Below are 15,660 nucleotides of genomic sequence, written 5' to 3' on the forward strand. Positions count from 1 at the left end.
AAAACTGTTCAGCCGCCCAGCAGACGATGAATGCGCGTCAGACCGGCAGCCAGACGATCCACTTCTTCTTCACTGTTGTAGAAGGTGAAGGAGGCACGACACATGGCTGGCACGTTGTAATGCTGCATCAGCGGCATCGCGCAGTGGTGTCCGGTGCGGATGGCGATGCCATACTGGTCCAGAAAACTGCCGACATCATAGGCGTGATGTTTGCCAAGGTTAAAGGCGATGACGCCTGCGCGTGACTGAGGACCGTAGATCTGAATATCCGGGACCGTGCCCAGCTTATCCAGCGCATAGTTCATCAATGCGGTTTCACGCTGATGGATCGTATCCAGTCCCAGTGCCTGCACATAGGCCATCGCCGCGCCAAAGCCGATAATGCCGCCGGTGTTGGGCGTGCCCGCTTCAAAACGCCACGGTGCGCTGTTCCAGCTGGTGCCGGTTGGCAGCATGACGCGATCGATCATCGAGCCGCCCCCTTCCCACGGTGGCATCTCATCCAGCAGCGCCTTGCGGCCGTAGAGAATGCCGACCCCATTCGGGCCATAGAGCTTGTGGCTGGAGAAGACGTAGAAGTCGCAGCCGATATCCTGCACATCCACCCGGTCGTGCATCACCGCCTGTGCGCCATCCACCAGCGTGACCACGCCAGCGGCTTTTGCCTGCGCGACGATCGCTTTGACCGGGTTAACGGTGCCCAGCACGTTAGAAACATGCGTCACGGCCAGTAACCGGGTGCGGCTGTCGATCAGCCCCGCCAGCTGCTCCAGCGCCAGTTCACCGTTGTTGTTCAGCGGCAGGACACGCACCTCGGCACCGTTGCGCGCCGCCAGCATCTGCCACGGCACGATGTTGGCGTGATGCTCCATCTCAGTGATGATCAGGTTATCGCCCGCCTGGAGGTTGCTGCTGCCCCAGGTGTTCGCCACCAGATTGATACCTTCGGTGGTGCCCTTGACGAAAACAATCTCTTCCTGCGAGGCGGCATTGATAAAACGGGCAGCCTGGTCGCGCACGTTCTCCATGTCGCTGGTCGCCTGCTGGCTCAGCGTATGGATACCACGATGCACGGCCGCGTAGCCGTGCTGATAGAAATGACTCTCGGCGTTTATCACGGCGAGTGGACGCTGTGCGCTGGCCGCACTGTCAAGATAGGCCAGCGGATGACCGTTGACCTCACGCTTCAGGATAGGAAAATCAGCCCTGATGCGTTCGAGATCGAAGTTCATCATACGTCGCCTCCGGGAAAACGTTGCGCGATACGCTGCAGCACGGCCTGACGGATCACCTCATCTTCCAGGGTTTCGGTCAGCTCCGCGGCAAACGCGTGGATAATCATGGTCTGCGCCGCATCCTGCTCAATTCCGCGTGAACGCAGGTAGAACATCTGCTCGTCGTCAATACGACCGATGGTGGCACCGTGACTGCACTTCACGTCATCCGCGTAGATTTCCAGCTGCGGTTTGGTGTCCACTTCAGAAAGCTTGCCCAGCAACAGGTTGTTGTTGGTCATCTGTCCGTCGGTCTTCAGCGCATGCTGTGCCACTTTGATATGGCCGTTGAACACCGCACGCCCTTTGTCGCGCACGATGGTTTTGTGCATCTGACGGCTGACACAGTGGCCTTTGTTGTGCTCCAGGTAGGTACGGGTATCCGCCACTTCCTGTTTCACCGGCAGCACCAGGCTATTGATAGCCAGCGTGCTGTTTTCGCCGTTCAGTTGTGTGCTGCTGTTGTGACGTGACAGACCGGCACCCAGCAGGAAGCTGGTGCTGCTGACCTGACCGTCGTTGCCAATCACCAGATCGTTGTGCGCGAAGTGATAGCTGCTGCTGCCTTCGAAGGCCAGCTTGGTGTGCGTCAGCTTCGCATTGTCGCCCACCGCAAAGGTGAAGCGTGCCCCGGTGAAGTGAGCATGTTCACCCAGCGACACATAGTGCTCGATCACTTCCGCTTCGGCGCTCTCTTCCAGCTGCAGATGATGGCGATAGTGCACCGTGTTCATGCTGTCCGGCTTGCCGCTGGTGATATGCAGCAGGTAGAGCGGACGTGCCGCGGATTTGCCGCGCGCCAGGCGCAGGGTCGTGACCTCTTCCGCCAGGCTCTCGGTCAGATGCAGGAACACTTCAGGCTGAACCGCAGCAGGCAGCGGATGGCGCGCCGCCGCAGCACTGTGCTGGATCTCAAACAGTTCGCTGTCGCGGCTGCTGAAGTCGGGCTGGAACTGGCCATCCACGAAGACCAGTCGGATCGCGTCCAGCGGCAACGCCAGCGCGTCAACCTGTTCCGCGCTCAGGGTCTGCGGCGCATCAGGCAGTACAAACTGCTGAGACAGCAGCGTATCCAGCGGCGTGTATTTCCAGTTTTCATGCTTGCGGGTCGGCAGACCCACGCGCATCAGTTGCTGCCAGTGCTGCTGAGCCTGCAGAGAGCGTTTGTCGCCGCGCGACTCAAACAGGTGATGCCACTGTTGCAGCGCAGAATCACTCTTCGTCGGTAAGCCAGCCATAACCTTGCTCCTCCAGCTGTTTCACCAGCGAGAAGTCGCCAGATTTCACGATTTTGCCCTGATACAGAACATGAACGAAGTCTGGCTTGATGTAGTCCAGAATACGCTGGTAGTGGGTCACGATGATGAAGGCACGCTTCTCGTCACGCAGGCTGTTGACGCCGTTGGCAACGATTTTCAGCGCATCGATATCCAGACCGGAGTCGGTTTCATCCAGGATGCAGAGATCCGGCTCCAGCGCCGCCATCTGCAGAATGTCGTTACGCTTCTTCTCACCGCCGGAGAAGCCGACGTTGACGGAGCGGGTCAGCAGATCTTCCGGCATCTTCAGCAGCTGAATTTTCTCTTCGATGAAGTCCTGGAAGTCGAAGCGATCCAGCTCATCCTGCTGACGATATTTACGCACCGCATTGACGGAGGTCTGCAGGAAGAACTGATTGCTGACGCCCGGAATTTCGACCGGATACTGGAAGGCCATAAAGACCCCTTCACCGGCACGCTCTTCAGGTGCCAGCTCCAGCAGATCTTTGCCCTTGAACGTCACGGAGCCGCCGGTGATTTCATAATCTTCACGGCCGGCCAGCGTCGCGGAGAGCGTACTCTTACCTGAACCGTTCGGACCCATGATGGCATGGACTTCGCCCGGTTTAATTTCGAGATTCAGGCCACGCAGAATGGCTTTATCTTCAACACTGACCTGTAAATCTTTAATGCTTAACATACTTATTCCTTCACATTGCTTCCGGCAAGGCGTGTGACGGCATCAGCCCACACTGTGCTCAAGGCTGATAGCTAACAATTTCTGGGCTTCCACGGCAAATTCCAGTGGCAGTTCCGAGAAGACGTCTTTACAGAAGCCGTTCACGATCATCGAGATCGCATCTTCTTCACTGATACCGCGTTGCAGACAGTAGAACATCTGATCTTCGCCGATACGGGATGTCGTGGCTTCGTGCTCAAGCTGGGCGGTATTATTGCGGGTCTCCACATACGGGAAGGTATGGGCGCCGCAATCGGGACCGATCAGCATCGAGTCACACTGCGTAAAGTTACGGGCGTTGGTGGCGCTCGGCATGATTTTTACCAGACCACGATAGGTGTTCTGGCTTTTACCCGCCGAGATCCCTTTGGAGATGATGGTCGAACGGGTGTTTTTCCCGATGTGGATCATCTTGGTGCCGGTATCGGCCTGCTGACGACCGCTGGTCAGCGCCACGGAGTAGAATTCGCCAACCGAATGATCGCCGCGCAGAATACAGCTCGGGTATTTCCAGGTGATGGCGGAGCCGGTTTCAGACTGCGTCCAGGACATCTTGCTGTGGTCACCTTCACACAGCGCGCGCTTGGTCACGAAGTTAAGGATACCGCCCTCGCCTTCGCCGCCCGGGAACCAGTTCTGAACGGTCGAATATTTCACTTCGGCATTTTTGTGGATGATCACTTCCACCACGGCGGCGTGCAGCTGATAGGAGTCACGCACCGGGGCTGAACAGCCTTCGATGTAGCTGACGTAGCTGTCTTCATCGGCGATCAGGATGGTACGCTCGAACTGACCGGTTTTCGCCGCGTTGATGCGGAAATAGGTCGACAGCTCCATCGGGCAACGCACCCCTTTCGGGATGTAGACGAAGGTGCCGTCAGAGGCCACCGCCGAGTTCAGCGCCGCGAAGAAGTTATCGTTGGCCGGGACGACCGTGCCGAGATACTGCTTCACCAGCTCAGGATGCTCCTGAATCGCCTCGCCGAATGAACAGAAGATGATCCCCTGCTCCGCCAGCTTGCCGCGATAGGTGGTGGCGACCGAAACGGAGTCGAAGATGGCGTCAACAGCCACTTCGCGCCCTTCACGAACCGGGACACCCAGCTGGTTAAAGGCGTTTTCCACTTCCTGCGTCAGATAGTCGCTGGCGGGCGCACTGCCGGAGGCCTGGGTGACACCCGGCTCGGAGGCGCAGGTGTCATCACAGTTGCCGCAGGAAGGCGCGGAGTAGTAACTGTAATCCTGGTAGTCGAGTTTTTCGTAGTGCGCTTTCAGCCAGTGTGGCTCTTCCATTTCCAGCCAGGCATGAAACGCCTTAAGACGAAACTCCAGCATCCACTCTGGCTCGTTACGCTTGGCCGAGATCGCCCGCACCACATCTTCATTGATGCCGTTGGCAAATTCTTCGGTCTGCAGTTGGGTGAAGAAGCCCTCTTTGTAGTTGAGCTTGCCTTCCCAGATTTGTACATCGTCAGATGCTTCGCTGTGTCGTGACATATTTCACTTACTCGACGCCAAAGCTCTCACCGCACCCGCAGGCGTGCTGAGCTTTAGGGTTATTGAATTTAAAAATCTGATTCAGGCCTTCGCGAACGTAGTCCAGCTCGGTGCCATCAACGAATGGCATCGCCTGAAGCGGCACAAACAGCGTTGCGCCGTGGAATGAGAACTGCAGATCGTCTTCGACGGGTTCTTTCACTAAATCCATCACGTAGCCAAAGCCGGCACAGCCGGATTGTTTTACGCTCAGCCGCAGACCCTTGACATCAGGGTCCTGAGCCGCCAGATTGAGAATTTGTTGCGCTGCGGTTTCAGTCAGCGTCAGCCCTTTCCAGACAAAGTCGTCGGGTGAGAAAGAGTCTGTATTAACGGATGCCATGTTGATACCTCTTGAGTCAGGACCTTTTCAGGCTATCCCCCTATGGTAGTGATCTGACCAATCACTTCAACCTCTTGTTTTGCAGGGATAATCATCTTGTGCTGTTTTATTCGCCTGAATATTAAGCATAGCTGCTTCCGCCCACCCTGTGGCAGGAGAATCAGCCGCAATAAGCCAGTGCTAACCTGTTAATAAATCACTCTTTTTAAAAAAAACACTTTTGCAAAAAATCCTTATTGATAGGTTACGCCTTTCTGCGATGTAAATAGATTGTTATTCCCGATTATACCGACAGGCAGGATAAATCGATAAATTTTTCTCGGTGCCAATTGCAATCGTGGCCCGGATGAATATGATAATTATTATCATTAACATTCAGGGCGACATCACTATGCTTTCTGTCTCCGCCTGGCTGCACCATCAGATCGAGGAATATCACTTCTCGCTGCGGGATATCTCCGTCGACTTTTATATGGCGCAGGCAAAGCTTGATCGGGCCGACTGCTCAATCCATCAGCTGCGTCAGTTTAACGATGCCTGTCAGGATATGGCAGAACTCTGCCAGTTGAACGGTGACGATCAGAGCTACCTGCACACGCTGGGTAAACTGCATCATCGTCTGGTTCAGGAGATAGGAAACCCAGGGCGCGATCGCCTGTTTCGCCTTCAGGCCTGGCAACTGGCGCGACTCTCCCTGACCCGCCTCTGCCATCAGCTGGCGCTCACCGGCGAGTGGCACAAAGCGACCGAGCTACAGAGTGACTTTGTCCGTCACGCAGGCGGAACATTCTAATCCAGCCACTGCGTGACGTCGCGCACAATTTTTTTACATCAGCGCCAACAGGGCCTGAAGCGGATGGCGCATGCCGTTGCCTTCCACGCGGCTGACCTGACTGCGGCAGGAGTAACCGGTGGCCAGACAGCGCTGGCGGGGCAGGCGCTGAAGCTGCGGATGCCACGAAAGCGCATAGATGCCCAGCGAGTTTTCCAGGTTTTCTGTTTCGTGACCGTAGGTGCCGGCCATACCGCAGCAACCCACGTTGATATTTTCCAGCTTCGCGCCAAAGCGGGCGAAGATGGCCTGCCACTGATCGGGCGTCGACGGCAATGCAGTGACCTCGGTACAGTGGGCAAACAGATACCAGGGCTCGCCGCTGGTCGTCTGCACCTCGCGGTCGGCCAGCGCACGCTGCAGCCATTCATGCACCAGCAGCACCGTAAAATCGCCGCGCGCCTCACCCAGCGTCTGGCGATACTCATCGCGATAGCAGAGCACGGTGGCCGGATCGACGCCAACCATCGGCAGCCCCAGTTTAGCCACCCGGTTAAGAAAATCGGCGGTGCGGGTCGCGGTGCGGGCAAACCGTTGCAGGAAGCCCTTCACATGTTGCGCCTTGCCGTTGGGTGAAAACGGCAGCAGGACCGGACGGTAGCCGAGCTTTTCAATCAGCCGGACAAAATCGTTCACCAGCTGCGCCTCGTAGAAGCTGGTGAAGGGATCCTGCACCACCAGCACATAACCGGCCCGTTCGTCCGCTGGCATCGCCTCCAGCTGCTCCAGCGTCATGTTCATGGCGGGATGGCCACTCAGCTGCTGCTTCAGGTTCGGCGCAGAGAGCAGCGGCAGATCGACCATGCCGATATGCGTCTTACTCAACTCTTTGAGCCACGGCTGGCGCAGGAAGAAGTTAAACACCCCCGGCGCTTTCGCCATCAGGGGCGCATAGCTCTCTACGGCGGCGACCAGGTGATCGCTGGCCGGTCGCAGGTAGCGGGTGTGATAGAGCTGTAAGAAGCGCGAGCGGAACGCAGGCACGTCAATCTTAATCGGGCACTGGGTTGAACAGGCTTTGCAGGCCAGGCAGCCCGACATCGCCTCTTTTACCTCGTGAGAGAAATCATATTCCCCTTTTCTGGCGTGCCAGCTGTTGCGGGTCCGGGCGATGAGTGCGCGCAGGGAGAGCCGACTTTCCGGCAACTGCTTCTCCAGCAGCAGCGGATCGATACCCTGCCCGGCCAGCAGCCGCAGCCACTCGCGCATCAGCGTTGCCCGGCCTTTCGGCGAGTGAATGCGATTGCGGGTAATCTTCATGGAGGGGCACATCGGACTACGAGCATCGAAGTTAAAGCACAAGCCGTTGCCGTTACACTCCATCGCGCCGCGCCACTCATCCCGCACCGTTAACGGGATCTGCCGATCATAGCTTCCGCGCGTCACCGCATCGACCTGCATCATTTCGTCATGGCTCTCAATCGGCGTGCAGATTTTGCCCGGATTGAGGCGATTAAGTGGATCGAAGGCGGCTTTAATGCGCCGCAGCTCGTTAAACAGCGTCTCGCCAAAGAAGGCCGGACTGTACTGGGCCCGGAACCCTTTGCCATGTTCGCCCCAGAGCAGACCGCCGTAACGCGCGGTCAGCGCCACCACCTCATCGGAGATCTGCTTCATCATCATCTCCTGCTGCGGGTCGCACATATCCAGCGCCGGACGCACATGCAGAACCCCGGCATCGACATGGCCGAACATACCATAGCTCAGGCCGTGGCTGTCGAGCAGTGCGCGAAACTCCACGATGTAGTCCGCCAGCTTCTCCGGCGGCACCGCCGTATCCTCTACAAACGGAATCGGCTTCGCCCGGCCTCGGGCGTTCCCCAGCAGACCCACCGCTTTTTTCCGCATGTTATAGATGCGTTCAATGCCCGTCAGATCGTTGCAGAGCTGATAGCCAATCACGCCGCCCTGCTGCTGCGCCATCAACGTATCCAGACGGGTACAGAGCCTGTCGATCTGCTGATCGATCAGCGCAGCGTTATCACCGGCGAACTCCACGATGTTCAGGCCCAGCATCTCTTTATCGGGCACGTCGGCGATCAGTTCGCGTACCGAATGCCAGACGATATCTTCACGCGCCAGGTTCAGCACTTTCGAGTCGACGGTTTCAACCGACAGCGCCTGTGCCTCCACCATGAAAGGGGCATTGCGCAGCGCAGAGTCAAACGAGTCATACTTGATGTTGACCAGTCGCCGCACCTTCGGCAACGGGGTGATATCAAGCCGCGCTTCCGTCACAAACGCCAGGGTTCCCTCTGCCCCACACAGCAGGCGGGTCAGGTCAAAGGTCTGCATATCATCGCTGAAGACGTGACGCAGGTCATAGCCGGTAAGGAACCGATTCAGCCTGGGAAACTTTTCCAGAATCAGCGCGCGCTGTTCGCGGCAGCGCGTCAGAACCTGCTGGTAAATCCGCCCTTCGGGCGTGGCCGTCTGCGCCAGGGTTTCAGCCAGGGCGGTCGCCATCGGCCGGGTATCGAGAATGTCCCCCCCCAGCAGCACGGCGCGCAGACCCAGTACATGATCCGAGGTTTTGCCGTAGACCAGCGATCCCTGACCCGACGCATCAGTGTTGATCATGCCGCCCAGTGTCGCCCGGTTACTGGTCGATAGCTCTGGTGAAAAGAAGAAGCCGAAAGGCTTCAGCCAGGCATTCAGCTGATCTTTGACTACACCGGCCTCGACCCGCACCCAGCCTTCATCGGTGTTGATCTCCAGGATGCGGTTCATGTAACGCGACATGTCCACCACAATGCCCTGATTCAGCGACTGGCCGTTGGTGCCGGTGCCACCGCCACGCGGCGTAAACACCAGGCTGGCAAAACGGGCTTCGCCAGCCACACGGGCCAGCAGCGCCACATCCGCCGTTGAGCGTGGGAACAGGGCTGCATCGGGCAGCAACTGGTAGATACTGTTATCGGTGGAGAGTGAGAGACGATCGGCATAGCTGGTCGCCATGTCGCCGGTGAAACCCTGCTCTTTCAGCGACTCAAGGAACGTCAGCACCAGTTGAACGAGGCCCGGTGCCTGCGAAATCTGTGGGATCATGATTGTCTGACCGAAGGTGTTGTAAACGTTTGCGTTTATGCGTTAGCGATTTCCCGTTTTATCATATTTTTTCTGCCTCTGCCGTTTTTTCAGAAAAGCCAAAAACCTTTTCCGCGATGCTGTTTAATCCCCGGTAAATAGATCATGATAAAAACAGGTATCCGAATGCCTGAAAATGAAGGATTAAGACGAGGTTATGAGTCAATGATGAAAAGCCAGTACCGGGATATGGATTTACCGCAAATACTCTTCACTCTGATGTTTATTCTGCTGCTGATTGTCGCCTGTTTATGGGTGGTACAGCCCTTTATTCTGGGCTTTGCGTGGGCCAGTATGGTGGTGATTGCCACCTGGCCGCTGATGTTAAAATTTCAGCGACTGCTATGGGGCCGCCGCTCCCTGGCGGTCATTGTGATGACGCTGCTGTTACTGCTGCTGTTTATTATTCCTATCGCCCTGCTGGTCAGCAGTCTGATCGACAACAGCGCGCCGGTGATTGCCTGGGTGACGCAGGGGCATACGATGCCGCAGCTGCTGTGGCTTAACGATGTGCCGATGGTCGGTGAGAAGCTCTACGCCAGTTATGACAAGCTGGTGGCGAGCGGTGGTGCGGGCGTGATGGCCAAGATTCAGCCCTATATCGGCCGCACGACCGGCTTCTTTGTCGCACAGGCTGGCCATTTCGGGCGGTTTATGATCCATCTGGGCGTGATGCTGCTGTTCAGTGTGCTGCTCTACTGGCGTGGCGAGCAGGCGGCTCAGGGTATCCGTCACTTTGCTTTCCGCATGGCGGGACGACGCGGTGATGCCGCCGTACTGCTGGCAGCACAGTCCATTCGCGCCGTGGCGCTGGGCGTGGTGGTAACGGCACTGGTGCAGGGCGTGCTGGGAGGGATCGGTCTGGCGCTCTCCGGCATCCCCTACGCTACGCTGCTGACGGTGCTGATGATCCTGTGCTGTCTGGTGCAGATCGGGCCGCTGCTGGTGCTGGTTCCGGCCATCATCTACCTCTACTGGAGCGGTGATACCACCTGGGGAACGGTGCTGCTGGTCTGGAGCTGCGTCGTCGGCACGCTGGATAATGTCCTGCGCCCGATGCTGATCCGGATGGGTGCCGACCTGCCGATGATCCTGATCCTCTCTGGTGTTATTGGTGGACTCTTTGCCTTTGGCATGATTGGTCTGTTTATCGGGCCGGTGGTGCTGGCGGTTTCTTACCGTCTGGTTTCGGTCTGGGTGCATGAGGCCCCGGCACCGGATAACGACCCGCAGGCGGTGGCGGAAGCCCTGGCCGATCATGAAGGAACCCCGCCCGTCGTGTGATCCGTCGCGCTTACCCGCCATAACATCCCTGCCCGATGTAATGATTAGTGCGGTTAATGATGATTAGCCGCACTGCATCCCGCCTGTCTGATAAAGGATGATTTTCATTAGCGATTTTTAAGAAAAAAGCCATTCCTGAGCTGAAATCGACCATTTCAGGCCAAAAAAGATTATTTTCTGCACTGTTTCTTAAGCCAAATGGCGCAGTAAAGGTGACAAAAGATTATTGGCTTTAAACTAATAAGAGGATTCTTAAAGACTCCAGCCAGCGGTATGAATAACATGCTTCCTATGTTCTGAATCAAACTATTGATTTCCAGACCCCCCTATTCCCCCTGAGTAGAGTAAAGAATTGCTGTGTGTAGTCTTTGCCCATCCCCTGTGATGGGCTTTTTTTTGTCTGAAACTGACCCGCCATAAATAAAAAAAGGCCCGCATTGCGGGCCTTTTACGATCGTGCAGCCGGGGTCAGGAGGGGGTCATCTGCGCCAGGCTCACCCAGGTTTCTACCACGGTATCCGGGTTCAGCGACAGGCTATCGATTCCCTCTTTCATCAGCCATGCCGCAAAGTCCTGATGGTCCGACGGTCCCTGCCCGCAGATGCCGACATATTTGCCCTGCTGTTTCGCCGCCCGGATTGCCATAGACAGCAGCGCTTTCACCGCCTCGTTGCGCTCATCAAACAGCGCGGAGACGACGCCGGAGTCGCGATCCAGCCCCAGCGTCAGCTGAGTCATATCGTTAGAACCGATAGAGAAGCCATCAAAGTGCTGCAGGAATTGATCCGCCAGCAGCGCATTCGACGGAATTTCGCACATCATGATGATCTTCAGCCCGTTTTCGCCCCGTTTCAGGCCCTGACGCGCCAGCTCTTCCACCACGGCCTGCGCCTGTTCGACGGTACGCACAAACGGCACCATGATCTCAACGTTGGTCAGGCCCATCTCGTTACGAACACGTTTTACCGCCTCGCACTCCAGTGCGAAGCAGTCGCGGAAGCTGTCCGCGACATAACGTCCTGCGCCACGGAATCCCAGCATCGGGTTCTCCTCTTCCGGCTCGTAGCGTTCGCCGCCCACCAGGTTGGCATATTCATTCGTCTTGAAGTCGGAAAGTCGGACAATTACGCGTTTCGGTGCAAATGCTGCGCCAAGTGTGGCAATTCCCTCGGTCAGACGCGCGATGTAGAACTCCACTGGATTATCAAATCCTTTCATCATTTTGCGGATCTGCTGCTGCAGTTCCGGCGTCTGCTGATCAAACTCCAGCAGGGCTTTAGGATGGACGCCAATCATGCGGTTGATGATAAATTCCAGCCGCGCCAGCCCCACGCCTTCATTAGGCAGACAGGCAAAATCAAAAGCGCGATCGGGGTTGCCGACGTTCATCATGATCTTCAGCGGCAGCTCAGGCAGCGAATCGACCTGCGAACTGGTGACGTCGAAATCGAGCAGCTGATCGTAGACATAGCCGGTGTCCCCTTCGGCGCAGGAGACGGTCACCTGATGTCCCTCTTTCAGCCGATCGGTGGCGTCGCCGCAGCCGACGACTGCCGGAATGCCCAGCTCGCGCGCGATGATTGCCGCATGGCAGGTGCGTCCGCCACGGTTGGTGACGATCGCTGAGGCTTTTTTCATGATCGGCTCCCAGTCCGGGTCGGTCATGTCGGTAACCAGCACATCCCCTTTCTCAATCCGGTTCATTTCGCTGATATCGTGGATCACCTTCACCGTGCCAGCCCCGATACGGTGACCGATGGCTCGCCCTTCCGCCACGACGCTGCCCTGCCCCTGTAACGTGTAACGCTCCATCACCTGACCATTTGAGCGAACGGTTTCCGGCCGCGCCTGCACAATAAACAGCTTGCCCGTGTGGCCATCTTTGGCCCATTCGATGTCCATCGGCCGCTGGTAGTGCTGCTCAATCAGCACCGCCTGTTTCGCCAGCGCCTGGACTTCCTCATCACTCAGGCAGAAGCGGTCGCGTTCAGCCTCCGGCACATCCTCAATCCGCACCTGCTCGCCGTGCGCCTGCGAGTCGGCATAGACCATGCGGACCTTTTTCGAGCCCATATTGCGGCGCACAATCGACGGACGGCTGGCGGCCAGCGTCGGCTTATGCACGTAGAATTCATCCGGGTTCACCGCGCCCTGCACCACCATTTCGCCCAGTCCCAGCGCTGCGGTAATAAAGACCACCTGATCGAAGCCGGACTCGGTATCGATGGTGAACATCACGCCCGACGCAGCGAGATCCGATCGCACCATGCGCTGGATACCGGCCGAGAGCGCCACGCCGCGATGGTCATAGCCCTGATGCACGCGGTAAGAGATAGCGCGGTCGTTGAACAGCGAGGCAAAGACATGCTTGACCGCGACCATCACGGCGTCGATGCCCTGCACATTCAGAAAGGTCTCCTGCTGTCCGGCAAAGGAGGCGTCGGGCATATCTTCGGCGGTAGCCGAGGAGCGAACAGCAAAAGAGGCGTCCGCGTCATCTGCCGAAAGCTGCTGATACGCGTCCAGAATGGCGGACTCCAGCGCCGGCAGGAAAGGCGTCTCAACAACCCACTGCCGGATCTGCCGGCCCGCTTTTGCCAGCGCATCCACATCATCAATATCGGTCTCATCCAGCAGCGCATAGATGCGCTGGTTCAGCCCACTCTGATCGAGGAACAGGTTAAACGCGTACGATGTCGTTGCAAAACCATTGGGAACGGAGACACCCAGCGACGACAGATTAGTAATCATTTCACCCAGAGAGGCATTTTTACCTCCCACCCGGTCAACATCATGCATGCCAAGCTGGTTATACCAGAGCACAAGTGGCTGTTCGCCTGTAGTGGACATTGATCTTATCCTTTATCAGTTATCGATGAAGTGAGACAGGGAGTAATCGGTTTTCAGCCTGGCATATCGCCTCACCGATAACGATCTGTTGAATCGTTAAAGCAGAATTTCAGCCGCAGTTTCGGAATTGTAAGCGCTTTATTTTGCTGTTGCGCAAAGCCGCCATTTTTTCCTAAGCAACTGATAAATCTGTAATACGTGTTTTTCAGGCTTCCTTATCCCCCTGTTTTGTTGCGCAACAAAGGCGCGGGCCTTTCCGGCTGATAAAGGACAAAGCACGCGGCGGACGAGTGACTATTCCTTTGCAACAGAGAAAACCTCCGTCCGTAAATTCCGATAAACCTTCCAGAAATTTACATCCGGGATGATTTATTTTCCGGCATAGCTCATGCTGACGGTTCACTCATGTCCAGGGCAGATAGTTATGACAACTGACAGAAGCGTTTTTTATATTTCTGATGGCACCGCCATTACGGCAGAAGTATTGGGTCATGCGGTGCTGTCGCAGTTTCCGGTCAACATCACCAGCCTGACGCTGCCGTTCGTTGAGAATGTTCAGCGGGCGCTGGCGGTGAAAGCCCAGATAAACGCGCTCTATCAGCAGAGCGGCGTCCGGCCGCTGGTGTTTTTCTCGATCGTGACGCCGGAAGTGCGTGACATCATCGTTCAGAGTGAAGGCTTCTGTCAGGACATTGTGCAGGCGCTGGTCGCCCCGCTGCAGCAGGAGCTGGGCTTGTCGCCCGCGCCGGTGGCGCACCGTACCCACGGGCTGGATGCCAGTAATCTGGGGAAATATGATGCCCGTATTGCAGCGATCGACTACGCCCTGGCCCACGACGACGGCATCTCGCTGCGCGGTCTGGAGGATGCCCAGGTGATCCTGGTGGGAGTCTCACGCTGCGGCAAAACGCCCACCAGCCTCTATCTGGCGATGCAGTTCGGCATCCGCGCCGCCAACTACCCTTTTATTGCTGATGATATGGATAACCTGAAGCTGCCGCCCGCCCTGCGCGCCCATCAGAACAAACTCTTCGGGCTGACCATCGATCCGGAACGGCTGGCGGCAATACGTCAGGAGCGGGCAGAAAATACCCGCTACGCCTCGATGCGCCAGTGCCGGCTGGAGGTGGGCGAAGTCGAAGCGCTGTTCCGCACCCACCAGATCCGCTATCTCAACAGCACCAACTACTCGGTGGAGGAGATCGCCACCAAAATTCTCGACATCATGGGTCTGACCCGCCGCATGTATTAGCGCTCTTATGGCGCAGAGGCTGTAACGTGGCGTGGCCGTCTGTTTTGATTTGAATATTCATTATCGGGTTGAATTCGCAGGCTAATGGTTTATTGTGACCCTCATCACTTCCCGGTATTTCACCGCTGCGAAGAACCGTTTTTTGAGATACTCATGAATAAAACCGATGAACTGCGTACTGCACGCATTGATAACCTGATTACGCCTGCCAGCCTGGCAGAGGCACACCCTGTTTCCGCCGCCATTGCTGATAATGTCACGGCGGCCCGCACCCGTATTGCGCGGATCCTGACCGGTGAAGATCCCCGCCTGCTGGTGGTCATCGGCCCCTGCTCGCTGCACGATCCCAAAGCGGCGCTGGAATATGCGGAGCGCCTGAACGTCCTGCGTGACCGCTATGCGGATCGGCTGGAGATAGTGATGCGTGCTTACTTTGAGAAGCCACGCACCGTGGTAGGCTGGAAAGGGCTGATTTCCGATCCGGACCTGGATGGCAGCTTTGATGTGAACCGTGGCATCGGCATCGCCCGCCAGCTGCTGATCGATATCAACACGCTGGGCCTGCCCACCGCCACCGAGTTCCTGGATATGGTGATCGGCCAGTTTATTGCGGATCTGATTAGCTGGGGAGCCATTGGCGCACGTACCACGGAAAGCCAGATCCACCGCGAAATGGCGTCGGCCCTCTCCTGCCCGGTCGGCTTTAAAAATGGTACCGATGGCAACGTCCAGATCGCCGTGGATGCCATCCGCGCCGCGCGCGCCAGTCATATGTTCCTCTCGCCCGATAAGCGGGGCCAGATGACCATCTATCAGACCAGCGGTAATCCCCACGGTCATGTGATCCTGCGCGGCGGCAAACAGCCCAACTATCACGCCAGCGATGTGGCGGCGGCGGCAGAAAGCCTGGCGGCCTTTAACCTGCCACCACAGCTGGTGATCGACTTCAGTCACGGCAACTGCCTGAAGCAGCATCGTCGTCAGATGGATGTCGCGGCCGATGTCGCAGAGCAGATCACATCAGGCTCGCGCGCCGTGGCGGGCGTAATGATTGAAAGCTTCCTGCAGGAGGGCAATCAGAAAGTGGTCAGCGGTCAGCCGCTGGTCTATGGCCAGTCGATTACCGACCCCTGCCTCGGCTGGCAGGAGAGCGAAAGCGTGCTCGAACTGCTCGCCGGGGCCGTTTCTCATCGTCTCTGAAGCA

Annotated in this window: 11 protein-coding genes and 1 other RNA gene; 5 read left to right on the forward strand and 7 right to left on the reverse strand. The window is 57.2% G+C overall.

The features are described from left to right. Nucleotides 1-8 precede the first annotated feature (8 nt). Genes sufS through sufA form a run of 5 tightly spaced genes read right to left on the reverse strand, consistent with a single transcriptional unit; the run spans nt 9 to nt 5,151 of the window. Nucleotides 9-1,232 carry a cysteine desulfurase SufS gene (gene sufS / locus ACNY69_RS10310; protein ID WP_111139109.1) on the reverse strand — a complete coding sequence of 408 codons (1,224 nt, stop codon included), beginning with the start codon at nt 1,230-1,232 and terminating at the stop codon, nt 9-11. Continuing rightward, a complete protein-coding gene (sufD, locus tag ACNY69_RS10315; RefSeq protein ID WP_111139076.1) occupies nt 1,232-2,512 on the reverse strand; it encodes a Fe-S cluster assembly protein SufD in 1,281 nt (426 codons plus the stop codon). The genes sufS and sufD overlap by 1 nt, the downstream gene beginning before the upstream one ends. Beyond that, nucleotides 2,487-3,233, reverse strand: coding sequence for a Fe-S cluster assembly ATPase SufC (gene sufC, locus ACNY69_RS10320; RefSeq protein WP_111139077.1), 747 nt, complete (start codon nt 3,231-3,233; stop codon nt 2,487-2,489). The genes sufD and sufC overlap by 26 nt, the downstream gene beginning before the upstream one ends. Nucleotides 3,234-3,275: 42 nt before the next feature. Further along, a complete protein-coding gene (sufB, locus tag ACNY69_RS10325; RefSeq protein WP_111139078.1) occupies nt 3,276-4,769 on the reverse strand; it encodes a Fe-S cluster assembly protein SufB in 1,494 nt (497 codons plus the stop codon). A gap of 7 nt (nt 4,770-4,776) precedes the next feature. Further along, nucleotides 4,777-5,151 (reverse strand): Fe-S cluster assembly scaffold SufA, encoded by a 375-nt coding sequence (gene sufA, locus ACNY69_RS10330; protein ID WP_111139079.1) that lies wholly within the window; start codon nt 5,149-5,151, stop codon nt 4,777-4,779. A gap of 352 nt (nt 5,152-5,503) precedes the next feature. Between sufA and ACNY69_RS10335 the strand changes: the two genes are divergently transcribed. Next, complete coding sequence (locus tag ACNY69_RS10335) at nt 5,504-5,944, forward strand: hypothetical protein (RefSeq protein ID WP_293769842.1); 441 nt, start codon at nt 5,504-5,506, stop codon at nt 5,942-5,944. Between the two features lie 33 nt (nt 5,945-5,977). Here the strand turns inward: ACNY69_RS10335 and ydiJ are convergent, their stop codons facing one another. Next, nucleotides 5,978-9,031, reverse strand: a complete 3,054-nt coding sequence (ydiJ, locus tag ACNY69_RS10340) for a D-2-hydroxyglutarate dehydrogenase YdiJ (protein ID WP_418798212.1) — start codon at nt 9,029-9,031, stop codon at nt 5,978-5,980. Nucleotides 9,032-9,235: 204 nt separating this feature from the next. On the opposite strand from ydiJ, the gene ydiK reads away from it, so the two are divergent. Both ydiK and rprA read left to right on the forward strand, forming a co-directional pair. Continuing rightward, the gene (gene ydiK, locus ACNY69_RS10345; RefSeq protein ID WP_369974398.1) at nt 9,236-10,354 is read left to right on the forward strand and encodes an AI-2E family transporter YdiK; all 1,119 of its coding nucleotides are present in this window, start codon (nt 9,236-9,238) and stop codon (nt 10,352-10,354) included. A gap of 291 nt (nt 10,355-10,645) precedes the next feature. After that, nucleotides 10,646-10,754: antisense sRNA RprA (gene rprA / locus ACNY69_RS10350), an RNA gene on the forward strand. 68 nt (nt 10,755-10,822) lie between these two features. Here the strand turns inward: rprA and ppsA are convergent. Then, nucleotides 10,823-13,204, reverse strand: a complete 2,382-nt coding sequence (gene ppsA, locus ACNY69_RS10355) for a phosphoenolpyruvate synthase (RefSeq protein WP_293769838.1) — start codon at nt 13,202-13,204, stop codon at nt 10,823-10,825. A 424-nt stretch (nt 13,205-13,628) separates the two neighbouring features. On the opposite strand from ppsA, the gene ppsR reads away from it, so the two are divergent. Continuing rightward, on the forward strand, nt 13,629-14,456 hold the full coding sequence (gene ppsR, locus ACNY69_RS10360) for a posphoenolpyruvate synthetase regulatory kinase/phosphorylase PpsR (protein WP_111139082.1): 828 nt from the start codon (nt 13,629-13,631) through the stop codon (nt 14,454-14,456). A gap of 153 nt (nt 14,457-14,609) precedes the next feature. Continuing rightward, entirely contained in the window at nt 14,610-15,656 is a 1,047-nt protein-coding gene (locus ACNY69_RS10365) for a 3-deoxy-7-phosphoheptulonate synthase (protein WP_111139083.1), read from the forward strand. Nucleotides 15,657-15,660 lie beyond the last annotated feature (4 nt).

Origin of the sequence: Pantoea graminicola, assembly GCF_048452665.1 — a bacterium.
Lineage (GTDB): Bacteria > Pseudomonadota > Gammaproteobacteria > Enterobacterales > Enterobacteriaceae > Pantoea.

Coding starts and splice junctions, on each gene's coding strand:
- ydiJ (WP_418798212.1), bottom strand. CDS start 9,031: ATGATCCCACAGATTTCGCAGGCACCGGGCCTCGTTCAACTGGTGCTG.
- sufC (WP_111139077.1), bottom strand. CDS start 3,233: ATGTTAAGCATTAAAGATTTACAGGTCAGTGTTGAAGATAAAGCCATT.
- ppsA (WP_293769838.1), bottom strand. CDS start 13,204: ATGTCCACTACAGGCGAACAGCCACTTGTGCTCTGGTATAACCAGCTT.
- ACNY69_RS10365 (WP_111139083.1), top strand. CDS start 14,610: ATGAATAAAACCGATGAACTGCGTACTGCACGCATTGATAACCTGATT.
- sufS (WP_111139109.1), bottom strand. CDS start 1,232: ATGAACTTCGATCTCGAACGCATCAGGGCTGATTTTCCTATCCTGAAG.
- ACNY69_RS10335 (WP_293769842.1), top strand. CDS start 5,504: ATGATAATTATTATCATTAACATTCAGGGCGACATCACTATGCTTTCT.
- sufD (WP_111139076.1), bottom strand. CDS start 2,512: ATGGCTGGCTTACCGACGAAGAGTGATTCTGCGCTGCAACAGTGGCAT.
- ppsR (WP_111139082.1), top strand. CDS start 13,629: ATGACAACTGACAGAAGCGTTTTTTATATTTCTGATGGCACCGCCATT.
- ydiK (WP_369974398.1), top strand. CDS start 9,236: ATGATGAAAAGCCAGTACCGGGATATGGATTTACCGCAAATACTCTTC.
- sufA (WP_111139079.1), bottom strand. CDS start 5,151: ATGGCATCCGTTAATACAGACTCTTTCTCACCCGACGACTTTGTCTGG.
- sufB (WP_111139078.1), bottom strand. CDS start 4,769: ATGTCACGACACAGCGAAGCATCTGACGATGTACAAATCTGGGAAGGC.